The organism is Staphylococcus sp. LCT-H4, assembly GCF_001866145.1.
In the GTDB taxonomy this organism is placed as follows: Bacteria; Bacillota; Bacilli; order Staphylococcales; family Staphylococcaceae; genus Staphylococcus; species Staphylococcus succinus.
Genome location: NZ_MODY01000001.1, coordinates 1,046,274 through 1,058,722 on the forward strand (window position 1 = coordinate 1,046,274; position 12,449 = coordinate 1,058,722).

Annotated in this window: 10 protein-coding genes; 5 read left to right on the forward strand and 5 right to left on the reverse strand. The window is 34.1% G+C overall.

Going from position 1 to position 12,449, the window contains the following annotated elements; all coding sequences use genetic code 11:
• Window positions 1-2: 2 nt before the first annotated feature.
• Complete coding sequence (locus BK821_RS04705) at window positions 3-1,427, reverse strand: MDR family MFS transporter (protein WP_046836885.1); 1,425 nt, start codon at window positions 1,425-1,427, stop codon at window positions 3-5.
• A 255-nt stretch (window positions 1,428-1,682) separates the two neighbouring features.
• Between BK821_RS04705 and BK821_RS04710 the strand changes: the two genes are divergently transcribed.
• Window positions 1,683-2,198 carry a GrpB family protein gene (locus BK821_RS04710; RefSeq protein WP_046837025.1) on the forward strand — a complete coding sequence of 172 codons (516 nt, stop codon included), beginning with the start codon at window positions 1,683-1,685 and terminating at the stop codon, window positions 2,196-2,198.
• A 93-nt stretch (window positions 2,199-2,291) separates the two neighbouring features.
• Here BK821_RS04710 and BK821_RS04715 read toward each other — a convergent pair whose 3' ends face one another.
• Window positions 2,292-3,914, reverse strand: a complete 1,623-nt coding sequence (locus tag BK821_RS04715; protein ID WP_046836884.1) for a PucR family transcriptional regulator — start codon at window positions 3,912-3,914, stop codon at window positions 2,292-2,294.
• A 305-nt stretch (window positions 3,915-4,219) separates the two neighbouring features.
• Between BK821_RS04715 and allW the strand changes: the two genes are divergently transcribed.
• Both allW and allB read left to right on the forward strand, forming a co-directional pair.
• Complete coding sequence (gene allW, locus BK821_RS04720) at window positions 4,220-5,710, forward strand: allantoin permease (protein WP_071331320.1); 1,491 nt, start codon at window positions 4,220-4,222, stop codon at window positions 5,708-5,710.
• Entirely contained in the window at window positions 5,700-7,061 is a 1,362-nt protein-coding gene (gene allB, locus BK821_RS04725; RefSeq protein ID WP_071331321.1) for an allantoinase AllB, read from the forward strand. The genes allW and allB overlap by 11 nt, the downstream gene beginning before the upstream one ends.
• Window positions 7,062-7,221: 160 nt before the next feature.
• Here the strand turns inward: allB and BK821_RS04730 are convergent, their stop codons facing one another.
• The 3 genes from BK821_RS04730 to BK821_RS04740 all read right to left on the reverse strand — a co-directional run bounded on the left by BK821_RS04730 (window position 7,222) and on the right by BK821_RS04740 (window position 10,152).
• Window positions 7,222-7,815, reverse strand: coding sequence for a histidine phosphatase family protein (locus BK821_RS04730; protein ID WP_071331322.1), 594 nt, complete (start codon window positions 7,813-7,815; stop codon window positions 7,222-7,224).
• A gap of 244 nt (window positions 7,816-8,059) precedes the next feature.
• Window positions 8,060-9,310 carry a Zn-dependent hydrolase gene (locus BK821_RS04735; RefSeq protein ID WP_071331323.1) on the reverse strand — a complete coding sequence of 417 codons (1,251 nt, stop codon included), beginning with the start codon at window positions 9,308-9,310 and terminating at the stop codon, window positions 8,060-8,062.
• A complete protein-coding gene (locus tag BK821_RS04740; RefSeq protein ID WP_071331324.1) occupies window positions 9,310-10,152 on the reverse strand; it encodes an alpha/beta hydrolase in 843 nt (280 codons plus the stop codon). Before BK821_RS04740 ends, BK821_RS04735 begins: the two co-directional genes overlap by 1 nt.
• A 172-nt stretch (window positions 10,153-10,324) precedes the next feature.
• Between BK821_RS04740 and allC the strand changes: the two genes are divergently transcribed.
• Together allC and allE are read left to right on the forward strand one after the other, a co-directional pair.
• Window positions 10,325-11,557: an allantoate deiminase gene (gene allC / locus BK821_RS04745; RefSeq protein WP_071331325.1), complete on the forward strand. Its 1,233-nt coding sequence runs from the start codon at window positions 10,325-10,327 to the stop codon at window positions 11,555-11,557.
• 91 nt (window positions 11,558-11,648) lie between these two features.
• The gene (gene allE / locus BK821_RS04750; protein WP_071331326.1) at window positions 11,649-12,437 is read left to right on the forward strand and encodes a (S)-ureidoglycine aminohydrolase; all 789 of its coding nucleotides are present in this window, start codon (window positions 11,649-11,651) and stop codon (window positions 12,435-12,437) included.
• The last annotated feature ends 12 nt before the right edge of the window (window positions 12,438-12,449 follow it).

Here is a 12,449-nt window from a genome sequence, read left to right on the forward strand (position 1 = left end):
TATTATACTTCACGACTGTTTGTAATTTCTTTTTTCGTACGAATCATCAATGTTAGGATAAATCCGATAATCAACAGTACTGTTGTAAATCCAAAGGCAGCATCTACGCCAAGTACAGTAGCGTGTTGTATAGAGTGACTGTTACCAGATTCAACATAATGTGAACGAACTATAGAAAGTATGGTAATCATGATTGCAGTACCAATTGCACCAGCAATAATTCTTAAAGAGTTCATGATTGCAGTACCATGAGAGATATCTTTATTATCTAAAGCATTAATACCAATTGTGTTTAAAGGCATAATGATTAATGCTACGGCAAACATTCTGACAGCGTAAATAATAACAATATACCAATAAGGCGTATCTGTTGTTAAGAAACAATGTAAGATGGTCATAACAATTAATAAGATAAATCCTGGTATCGCTAATACTTTCAACCCATATTTATCGAAAATTTTACCAGTATATACTGACATAAATGCATTGACTACTGCACCTGGTAAAATGACGAATCCTGATAGGATTGCAGATAATCCTAGACCAGATTGAATATACATAGGAATTAATAAAGCAGGACCTACGATTCCAATAAATAACACCATTGATGCAAATGCAGATAGTGAAAATGTTCTATTTGCAAATACACGCATATTTAATAAAGGATTGTCGATTTTAATTTGTCTTGTAACAAAAACAGCGACGATAATTAGTCCGAGAATTAATGAAATGATAACGATTGGTGACGTGAAACCAAGGTTACCCGCACTACTAAAGGCGTAAAGCATAAGTCCAAAACCAAAAGTAGAATAAATTACTGATGATTTATCTAATTTTGTATGTTTTGTTTCATTGTTACTTTCTACAAAAATTGCACCAATAATAAATGCAATAAGTGCTATAGCAGCAACGACTAAAAATGGAGCTCTCCAACTATAGGAATCAATTAAGAAACCAGTTAGTGTAGGGCCAATTGCTGGTGCAGACTGTGCCACAATACCTGTAAGTCCCATTGCAAATCCACGTTTTTCAGTTGGAAATAATGTGAATACAGTGAATTGCATTAACGGTAATAGTATACCTGCACCTATCGCTTGGATGACTCGTGCAAACATCAGTAAACCAAAAGTAGGTGATAATGCTGCGATAATTGAGCCAAGTAAAAATGCACTCATAGAGAAAATATAAAGTGGTTTGGTATGGAATCTATCCATAAGAAATGCAGTTAGTGGAATCATTATTCCATTAACTAACATAAATCCCGTAATAAGCCATTGGGCGGTTGTTTCAGTTATTTGCAACCCTGTGATAATTGCAGGTAGCGCTGTGTTAAGTAGTGTTTGATTCAGCATGGCAACAAATGCACTACTTAACATAACTAAAATAATAGTATTTCTTTTTTTGCTCGATAAAACTTTCTGCGACATTACAATTACATCTCCTTTTACTTCATCCCAACAGTAAATTTTAATAAATTTAAGTTAGCAAAGCAAACCATTAGGTTTAAAAAACTAAATAAATTTGAAACTATTTTTTATTGAAGTTATTATTTTTATAAGGTTGGTCGGAATCTATTTAGGTGATTATTTAAATGAAATAAATTATTAAGTATAAGATATAAGAAAATGTTTTATTTTATTCTTTAAGCTACAATATAGGGGTAATAGGAAAGGATGTTGTTAATGGAAATTGAAATTCACAATCCTCATCATGAATGGCAACAAGTGTTTGAAATTGAAAAAATTAAACTTGAAAAGCTCTTTGAAAAAGAAATGTTAAGTATACATCATATAGGGAGTACTGCAGTGCCTGGTTTGAAAGCAAAACCAATAATAGACATATTATTAGTGGTTGAAAATATAGAAAAAGTAAATAAATTTAATAAAAGGATAGAAGGCTTAGGTTATGAAGTCTTAGGGGAAAATGGCATTAAAGGTAGAAGATTTTTTATAAAGGGAGCAAAACCAAGAACACATCACATTCATGTATTTCAAAAAGACAATAGTTTGGATATTAATCGTCATTTAGCAGTGAGAAACTATTTGATTTACCATCATGATGTGGCGAATGAATACGGTGAATTAAAGGTAAAATTAGCGCAGCAATTTCCAAATGATAGAACAGGATATTGCAATGGCAAAGCCCATTTTCTAAAGCAATTAGAGCAAAAAGCGCTAGAGTGGGATCTGAAGCGTTAGAGAAAATGAATAATAGAGTCAATATATGCAATAGAGCTTAATATACGTAAACACACCATACTAAAGAATAAGTCTAGTATGGTGTGTTTAGTTTTATGAATCGAAATCAATGATATCTGAGACATATAAAGCGATCCGGATATTGAGTGAATGTAATGGATCTTCTATATTTGTACCTATCATATTGCTACATTTATTAATTCTATATTTAACTGTATTACGGTGGATGTAAATTTTTTCAGCTGTTTTTGTTATATCACATTGATTATCCATATAAACTTGTAACGTTTGTTTGAGTTCCAAATCTTTTTTGGTTTTAGGATAACTTAGGGGCCCTAATGTATGTTTGATAAAGGGCTGTAGTTTTTCATTTGGAATAAGTTGCAACAGTTCCTTGATATCTTTTGAATGATATTGTGAGATAAATGATTTTTCATTACTGAATAAGGCATTTTCATAAGCCTCATTTGCTTCAAAGAACGATGAAGGTAACTGAGAAAATTCTGTAACTTCATTGCCAATGCCAAAAGAAACACTACCTTCAAAAGTGTTGCCGTAATCGTCTTGAATACGTTTTAAATAATCAAAATAATGCTGATGATGATTTTGTAATAAAATAGCGAATCGATTATTACTTGGTAGTTTATAAATACTTATATAAGGATCAATGTCAGTCAACATATGCTTTAACCAATGGAATGTGAGCTGTTGACGTTCATTAAGATAATAACTATTTTCTAAAGTACTTTGAGTATCGATATTACAAATAATAATTTGATAATAATCTGATTTGAAAATATTGTATTGCTTGAGTAATTCAGTATGCTTATTGATTGATAATGCTTGATCTGTTTGATTATGAACGAGTGATTCAAAAAAACGATTAATGTCATTTTGTTCTGCTTCTTCAATTTTAGTGTTTTTATATAGTGCAAAACTTAGGACACTGACCACTTGTTCGATAGTTAATAAACTAAATGGGTAGGAGAGTTTATTAACTTGGGAGACCATAAGATAGTATGGGAAATAAGTATATCCTAGAACTTTAAAAATTACGTGATCTTTATCTTCGAAAACTTGTTTGTTTTTATCATAAACGAGTGCCTCTTGATAATGATTATGAAAGTATCTTATATGGTCAGTGGCTAATACTTTATTTTGTTTATATTGATGACTCATTGCTTCTGGTGATTTGAATGGATCGAAAAGTATAATAGGCACGCCTAGTAACTTACTCATACGCTCAATCATAGAATTAATACTAAACCCTTTAATCAATAACTGATTTAATTCTTGTTGAATGTGTAAAGCATAATTTAATTTTCCAGTTTCTGAATCTGAAATATAAGAAGATATTTGATGTGTGATTTCTCCTAAATTCCAACTTTCAGGAATCTCAATTAATGGAAATGCTAAAGCATCAGCAAAATCAATAACGTCCTGATCAATTTCATGTAAAAATCTAGACGTTTTGATTCCAAGACCAGCTGTATGAATATCGCTTAAGTCTTTGATTAATTTTTTTAAGTTTTCTTGATTGTCTTGAAAAAGTACGCCAGTTGTTAGAATAAATGAATTTTCAGAAGTAAAATGCTTGATATCATTATTCTCTGTTATATCTAAATTTGTGACCTCCGATGATAAATCTCCGTTCTTGTTAATCAGTTCTAGTCCTTTAAATTGAGGAACGGATAAAATTTCGTTAAGTGTTGTCATAATTCAGTCCTCCGAGTCTATAGCTTTATTATTATCAGAAAAATTAAAATAATCAAATTTTTAGCTGCAAAATTATTAGTTAAATGGTATTTTTATAAACATGGAATGTTTATTTATAATTGTATGAAATGACCTAAGTTATATATTATACATAATAAATTATACACATATTTTGTTCGAAATATATAATTTCAACATATAGATATGTCATTCTAAACAAAGAAAAACGCTTTCATAAGTACTAAACTAATAGTTAAGCATGATACATAAAGTTATAAGCTTATTAAAGCAAAGGAGACATATAGATGGGAAGACAGGGGAACGAAACGGTATATGACCATACCTTTTTTGAAAAGCGTGGTTATAATAAAGATATTATGCCGAAATCACCAATGCAGAGAAATAATTCTGCGTTTAACTTTTTCACATTATGGATGGGTGCTGTACATAATATACCTAACTACACGGCTGTTGGAGGATTCTTATTAATTGGATTATCTCCACTTCAAGTCATTTTTGCATTGATATTAAGTTCATTTGTTATTGCGCTTTTATTAGTCGCTAATGGTTATGCAGGATCCAAATATGGTATACCGTTTGCGATGCAACTCCGTGCAACATATGGAGATGTTGGTGCAAAATTACCAGGCGTATTACGTGGTGTTGTCGCTGGTATCGCATGGTTTGGTTTACAAACATTTGCAGGATCCCAAGCACTACTTATTTTATTAAATAAAATTTTTCCAGGATTCAGCGATGTTGGTCATGGCATAAATATATTAGGTATTTCCATTCCAGGACTTATAGCATTTTTAATTTTTTGGGCTATTAGTTTTGCAATTGGTTTTGGTGGCGGTGAAATACTAAATAAATTTACTGCTATTTTAAATCCATTGATTTATATCGTATTCGGCGGTATGGCTATTTGGGGTGTAACAGTAGCAGGTGGATTAAGCAATATTATGAACTATGAAATTGCAACAAAAACAGACGGCATCATCTACCCAGCCGTGCTATCATTTATCTTAATATTTAATTCATTATTAGGCGTATGGGCTGGTCCGGGGTCTAGTGTTGCTGATTTTACACAAAATGCTAAATCTACGAAATCACAAATTATAGGACAAATTTCAGGAATTGTTGTTGCTCATATTCTCTTCGCTATTGCAAGCGTATTTATTATTATTGGTGGCTCTATCTATTTAGGTCATCAAGAATGGAATATACTAACTATTATTAATGAATGGGGAAATTTCTGGGCTATTTTGATTTCTACGGGCGTACTATTAATGACGACGATTTCTACTAATGCAACGAGTAACATTATCCCGGCTGCATATCAGTTGAGTGCCTTATTACCTAAATGGATAAATTATCGCCGTGGTGTAGTCATTGCATCAGTTTTAAGTGTAGTTATTATGCCTTGGAAAATGATGGAAAATGAAGGCAGTATATTTTTATTCTTAAATGCCATTGGTGCAATTTTAGGGCCAGTAGCAGGTGTAATGATTGTTCATTTCTATTTCGTATCTAGATGTCATATCGATATTGATAAACTATATTTTGATTTGTATGACAAAGACATCAAAATACAACGTATCAATGTCTCAGCTTATATTGCCACAATCATAGGTGTTGTTATTTCTTTACTTGGTTTCTTACCAGCGTTTGCTGTAATAGCAGATTTCTCATGGTTTATTGGATTTATGATATCTAGTGCAATTTACATTGTTTTGCACTACGCAACGAAAGTATTCTCAAAGGAAAAAGAAGGAGTGAAGTATAATGAAGTATGATTTGATTATTAAAAATGGTTTGGTAATTTTAGAAAATGGTGAACACAATGTAGAAGTGGCTGTAAAAGATGGAAAAATTGCTGCAATCGGTCAAGCGCTTGGCGAAGCAGAACAAATTATTGATGCGCAAAACCAAATTGTTTCACCAGGTATGGTTGATGCACACGTACATATCACTGAACCTGGAGGCGGTTACCGTGATGGTTGGGAAGGGTATGTAACTGGTACAAACGCAGCTGCAAAAGGAGGCGTTACTTCATTTATTGAAATGCCTTTAAATCAAGTGCCCGCAACAACAGATCAAACATCTATTCAAGCGAAATTTGATGCTGGAGAAGGTGAGTTATCAGTTGATGTAGCGAGCTATGGCGGTCTGGTACCTTATAATTTAAATGGGGGTATTCAAGAACTAGACGAAGCAGGTGTAGTGGCATATAAAGCTTTCTTAGCAACTTGTGGAGATCGTTCAATCGAAGGTGATTTTGAAAATGTAGATGACTATTCATTGTATGAGGGGATGAAACAAATTGCAAAAACTGGCAAAATTTTATCCATCCATTCTGAAAATGCGACAATTACAGACCGTTTAGGTGAAATTGCAAAAGCAAATGGTGAAACAACGATGCGTGCTTACGTAGATAGTCGTCCTGTATTTACTGAAGTAGAACCTATTCGCAAGATTATCTTATTCGCTAAAGAAACTGGATGTCGCGTACATATTGTACACGTTGCTTGTGAAGAAGGCGTCGATGAGGTGGTTAAGGCACAACAAGAAGGTGTTGATATTACTTGTGAAACTTGTACGCATTATTTATATTTCTATAAAGAAGAATTAGATGATATTGGTGCAGTAGTAAAATGTTCTCCTCCAATTCGCGAACAATCACGTTTAGAGGGCATGTGGGAACGTGTGATTGAGGGTGATATTAGCTTTGTCACATCAGACCATTCGCCATGTACGCCTGATTTAAAAGATACAGATAATGCTTTTGAAGCATGGGGTGGTATCGCAGGTTTACAAAATAATGTCGATATTCTATTTGATGAAGGTGTTCAAAAACGTCAAATGTCATTACAAAAGTTTGCCGAAATCATCGCTACAGCTCCAGCACAACGTTTTGGTATGGAATCAAAAGGTAGTATTGCTATTGGGAAAGATGCTGATTTTGTATTTATTAAACCTAATGCCTCTTACACGTTATCTGCTGAAGATTTAGCTTATCGAAATAAAATGAGTCCTTATATCGGCCGTGAAATTGGCGCACAAGTAACACGTACTATTTTAAGAGGTCAAGAAATTTATAATCAACAAACTGGCATTTCAGATGTGAAAATTGGTCGTTTTATTTAGTGGATGATTAACATGAAAGATTCTGGTTTACATGAAGTGAAACCAGCCTATCAATCAATTCATTATAAATTGTATGCTGTTTTAAAGATTTTCTTAATTCTATACAATACCCCCTCAAATTGCTACGCGAATGCGCGGCTCTATTTTGAGGGGGTATTGTTTATAATAAGTGGGTGGAACTTCTCGTAGGTAAATGAGAAGTTTGATTATAACTTACCACATCACTATCTTTTGATGTTAAGCGAATGGTATTTAATCCACCGTTTGCAAGCTTCGTCAGGCCAGTACCTATTGTTCCATTAGAATAATGATAAAGTATAGCGCTTATAAAAGCGCCATGAGAGACAATTAAAATACGTTGATTATGATATTCCTGAGTTACTGTTTGGATTCCTTTAAGAAAACGGTCAGTGACAATATCAGCTGCTTCCTTATTAGGATACTGTCGATCTGGATATAAAATATCTCTTTCATGTTGAGCTAAGCCTTCAGCCTCACCAAAAGCTATTTCAATAAATGCTTCTCGTTCAATGAGTGGAATATCCAATTTTTGTTGAATAATCGTAGCGGTATGTTTAGCACGCTGCAAAGGGCTTGTGATAATTACATCCCATGATGATTGTGAGAGAAACTCTGAACATGCTTCGGCTTGCTTAATGCCAAACTGGTTTAAAGGAACATCCGTGCGACCTTGTAATTTTCCAATTGTATTCCAATCAGTTTCCCCATGTCTTACAAAACAAATTTCAGTCATTATAACCAACCTTCATCTAATTATTATATAGTGATACGTTTATCCGTATTTGAATGTTATCAATCGATGTGTTTGCTAAATCTGCATTCATTTTAAAAGTAAATCATTATATTTTCTAGAGATAAGTTTCTCATGGATAGCAATATTTTTCAAAAGGTGAAGTAAATATGAGTGATGCATTTAACAATAAAAGCAAGTGCACCGCTTGGGAAGCACTTGCTTTAAAAAAGATTTTTATAATATGTTAATCTTCTAATATTATGTCTGATTTTGCCAATTCAATCGTTGTGTGTATCAAGAGATTAACACCTTTTTCAACTTGTTCATAAGTAACGGATTCTTTTGGAGAATGACTGATACCATCTTTGCAAGGGATGAAAATCATACTTGTTGGACAAATTGGTGCAAAATTCATGGCATCATGACCGGCACCACTATACATATAACGGTATTCATAATTTAAATGTTGACATTTTTCTTCAGAAATTTGAGCAATCGTTTGATTGAAACTGCGAGGAGTGTCTTGTCCTAAATCTTCTATATGATAATTGCTACGGCGATGTTTAGTAATTGCATCAATAGATTGATGCATTTCTGAAACTACTTGTTCACGGATTGTTTTATCTTTTCCACGGATATCTATGAGTAACGTCACTTCACCTGGAATGGCATTCATGGTATTAGGATAAACTTGAGCATGGCCAACAGTAGTGACGATGCCTTTATCATGATAAGCTTGCCCCAATGCTTCGATTTTCAAAATAATTTCAGCAGCGGTTGTGAGAGCATCTGTTCTCATAGGCATAGGTGTAGAACCAGAATGACTCGTTACACCCTGCACTTTTAGTTTGAAACGATGTGGTGCAGCAATATCAGTTACAATGCCTATATCTTTATGATTATTTTCAAGTATGGGTCCTTGTTCAATGTGTAATTCTAAAAATGCTTTGATTTTATTGCGTTCAAATAAAGCTGTCTTACCGTGCATATCTTGGGCGAGCGGTGCCACTATATCATAAAGTATATTGCCCTCATTATCTTTAATAAATTTCATATCTTCTTTTGTCATCTTACCAGTAAGATATTTACTACCTAAGGTTGCTTCGTTAAAACGAGTCGATTCTTCACAAGCAAAAGCGATAATAATAATGGGGTGGTCAGTTTCAATGTTATGAGTATTTAAATGTTCGACTACTTCTAGTGCCCCTAATACGCCGAGCAAGCCGTCATATTGGCCTCCATCTTTTACTGTATCAATATGAGAACCTAAAACGATGGGTTTTAAGGATGGATATTTTCCTTCTCGACGTGCAATCACATTTCCAAAGAAATCAAAATATACATCTAAACCTGCTTTTTGGCATAGCATAGAAAATTTCAATGCGGCTAAACGTTCAGGATGTGTAAAGGCAATACGATTAATACCGCCATTGGCTTCATTACGTGCAAAGTTATTAAAGGTCTGAAAATTTTCAATTACATTTTGTAAATGCATTACGCCTCTCCTCCATTACTTTGGACAATTTGATCTAAAAATTGTACTGCTTGTCTGTAAATTGATTGGGCTGTTTCATTTACGTCTCTATCAAAATCATGGCTTTCTAAGGAAAGTGATTTGAAATGACTGTGGTTAATATATCGATGAATATGCTCGCTTTCACTATATGGAACATCAGGATCTCCAGTACAATGAACAATAAATGTTGGTGGAAATGCTTTGAGTTGTTTCGGTGAAATATTGTAATCACTTTGTGTCGAAGATTGAATGCCTAAGTAAGCCATCCATTGAGCTTGTCCTCGGACATATAAATAAATGGGATATCTTGTTTGAATCGGTCCAGATATCAAAGGTTTCGACTGAATGAGTTGATTTAATATAGCTGGTGTAATTTGTGACGATAACGCTTGATATTGTTTGTTTGGACGTAGAAATGCTGGTACGTGTATACGACAATAACCATAGAAATCAATAACACCATCCACGTTACGATGATGTGCTGTTAACATTGCTAAAAAAGCGCCAGCTGAACGGCCAAATGTGAATATGGGAAATGTTGGATATAGTTGTTGTATTGTATCGTATTGGGTCAAGGCATCGTTAATAATCACATCGATATTGCTCTCGGGTGCTAGACGATACGATACAAGTATAAGGTGATAATTTTCTGTGAGTATATCAATATAATCTTGGGGTAGATCATTGGATTGACCAAATATGAGACCACCTCCATGAAAATAAAGAATAACGCCTTTAGCTGAGGGGTTTTTGGCCTCAATAATTGTATATGGTAATGTAAAGCCATCTATGGTTGTGCAATTTGTCGTGGTTTCAATCATTATGACAATCCTCCTATAGATACATTTTGCTAAATATAGTATCTCAAAAAAATGAAAAGAAGTATTTGTATAAATCGAATAAAAGTATTAAGTATTATTGTGAGAAATGTGAATGATAACTAAAATGTAAACGCTTATAATTAATTATGAAATAGAAAAGGAGTTGAATTGTATGGACATCAGATCTTCTTTTGAAGCTTTAGATAACAAACTTACATCATGTGGTGGTTTAAACGGTGGCGGTATTACACGCTTACTTTATTCAGAAGCATGGTCAAATGCAATACATACATTAAAAAGTACATTAGAAAACGAAGGATTCGAAGCGCGTTTTGATAGTGTAGGTAATTTAAAAGGACGTATCGAAGGCAGTAAATATCCTGATGAGACAATTATGTCTGGGTCACATATTGATACGGTAGTAGAAGGTGGACATTTAGATGGCCAGTTTGGTGTGTTAGCTGCTTTGGTTGCAATGCAATCATTAAAAGCTGAACATGGCCAACCTTTACGGTCATTGGAATTGTTAGCATTGGCTGAAGAAGAGGGGAGTCGTTTTCCTTATGCGTTTTGGGGGAGCAAAAACTTCTTCAATTTAGCCAATAAAGCTGACGTATCATCTATCGCTGATGGTGAAGGTGTCAACTTTGAAGACGCAATGCATGAAGCAGGATTTGATTATCGTACAGTAGACAACGATTTTAGTTATATAAAATCATTTGTTGAAGTGCATATCGAACAAGGTAAAGTACTAGAAAGTGAACAAAAAGCAATTGGTATTGTTAATGGAATTGTAGGACAGAAGCGCTACACAGTTAACCTCAAAGGCGAAGCTAATCACGCGGGAACAACGCCTATGGGATTAAGGAAAGATGCGGTCGTTGCTTTTAGTAAAATAGCAAACGAATTAACTGATCAAGCCCGCGCATTTGGGGATCCATTAGTGATTACGTTTGGTCGTGTGGACCCAGTACCAAACACGGTGAACGTGGTTCCAGGTGAAGTTACATTTTCTATAGATTGTCGTCATATTAACCAAGTTGAGTTAAATCAATTTGCCGAAAAAATTGATGCATGCATCAAGCGTGTGTCAGAAGAAGAAGCGGTAGAATATGATATTGACTTGTGGATGGATGAAGCACCAACGTTAATGGATGAACAACTGGTAAGCGAAGTCAAAAAGGCTGCAGAACACGTTGTTGGATCATCAGATTGTAAAGTAATGCCATCAGGTGCAGGACATGATTCTCAAATATTTGCTAAATATATACCGACAGCGATGATATTTGTACCTTCGATTAACGGCGTCAGTCATAATGTTGAAGAAGAAACTGATATAGAGGATTTGGTTAAAGGCATAGAAGTCTTGAAACAAGTATTGTATCAACTGGCTTACAAAGAATAATATCAATCATCAAGCTAAATTTTTCATCAAATGTGCTATTGAGCATATCTAAATATACAAAAATAGATAAGGTAAAGGAGATTTTATATTTATGGGTTACTTAAATCATAATCAAGGTTACAGAGAAGGTTTATTAGAAACACGTTCAGTGATTAAGAAAGATAACTATGCGGTAATTACACCAGATGGTTTAGTGAATAATGTTGTTCCTGGCTTCGAGGACTGCGATGTGACAATTTTAGGATCACCAAGAATTGGAGCGCATTTTGTAGATTATTTAGTGACATTAAAAAATCAAGGTGGCAACACACAAGGATTTGGTGGTAACGGTGTTCAAACATTTATATATGTAGAATATGGAAATATAAACGCATATGCAGATGATAAAAAATATGAATTAAATGCAGGTGGATATTTGTATGTACCGCCACATTTAGTAATGACTTTTGAAAATAGTAATCAAAACAATGATAGCCGCATTTTCTTATATAAAAAACGTTACCAACCTATCGAAGGGTATACGCCAGACATCGTCACAGGAAATGTAAATGATATGACTCAAGAACCGTATGAAGGTATGGAGGAAGTGAAAATTCTCGATTTATTACCAAAAGAGTTAGCATATGATATGAATATCCATATTCTTTCATTTAAACCCGGTGCCTCACATGGCTACGTTGAAACACATGTGCAAGAGCATGGTGCATATGTATTAAGTGGCCGCGGTATGTACAACCTTGATAATGACTGGCTACCTGTAGATAAAGGAGATTATATATTTATGGGGGCTTATTCTCCTCAAGCGACCTATGCGGTTGGTTTAGATGAACCTTTTGCATACATCTATTCAAAAGATGCCAATAGAGATATAGAAATTTAAGAAAGGTTGTTA

What these genes read in the sequence shown, in the direction of transcription:
- BK821_RS04705 (WP_046836885.1), bottom strand. Translation starts at nt 1,427, where the DNA reads ATGTCGCAGAAAGTTTTATCGAGCAAAAAAAGAAATACTATTATTTTA.
- BK821_RS04710 (WP_046837025.1), top strand. Translation starts at nt 1,683, where the DNA reads ATGGAAATTGAAATTCACAATCCTCATCATGAATGGCAACAAGTGTTT.
- BK821_RS04715 (WP_046836884.1), bottom strand. Translation starts at nt 3,914, where the DNA reads ATGACAACACTTAACGAAATTTTATCCGTTCCTCAATTTAAAGGACTA.
- allW (WP_071331320.1), top strand. Translation starts at nt 4,220, where the DNA reads ATGGGAAGACAGGGGAACGAAACGGTATATGACCATACCTTTTTTGAA.
- allB (WP_071331321.1), top strand. Translation starts at nt 5,700, where the DNA reads ATGAAGTATGATTTGATTATTAAAAATGGTTTGGTAATTTTAGAAAAT.
- BK821_RS04730 (WP_071331322.1), bottom strand. Translation starts at nt 7,815, where the DNA reads ATGACTGAAATTTGTTTTGTAAGACATGGGGAAACTGATTGGAATACA.
- BK821_RS04735 (WP_071331323.1), bottom strand. Translation starts at nt 9,310, where the DNA reads ATGCATTTACAAAATGTAATTGAAAATTTTCAGACCTTTAATAACTTT.
- BK821_RS04740 (WP_071331324.1), bottom strand. Translation starts at nt 10,152, where the DNA reads ATGATTGAAACCACGACAAATTGCACAACCATAGATGGCTTTACATTA.
- allC (WP_071331325.1), top strand. Translation starts at nt 10,325, where the DNA reads ATGGACATCAGATCTTCTTTTGAAGCTTTAGATAACAAACTTACATCA.
- allE (WP_071331326.1), top strand. Translation starts at nt 11,649, where the DNA reads ATGGGTTACTTAAATCATAATCAAGGTTACAGAGAAGGTTTATTAGAA.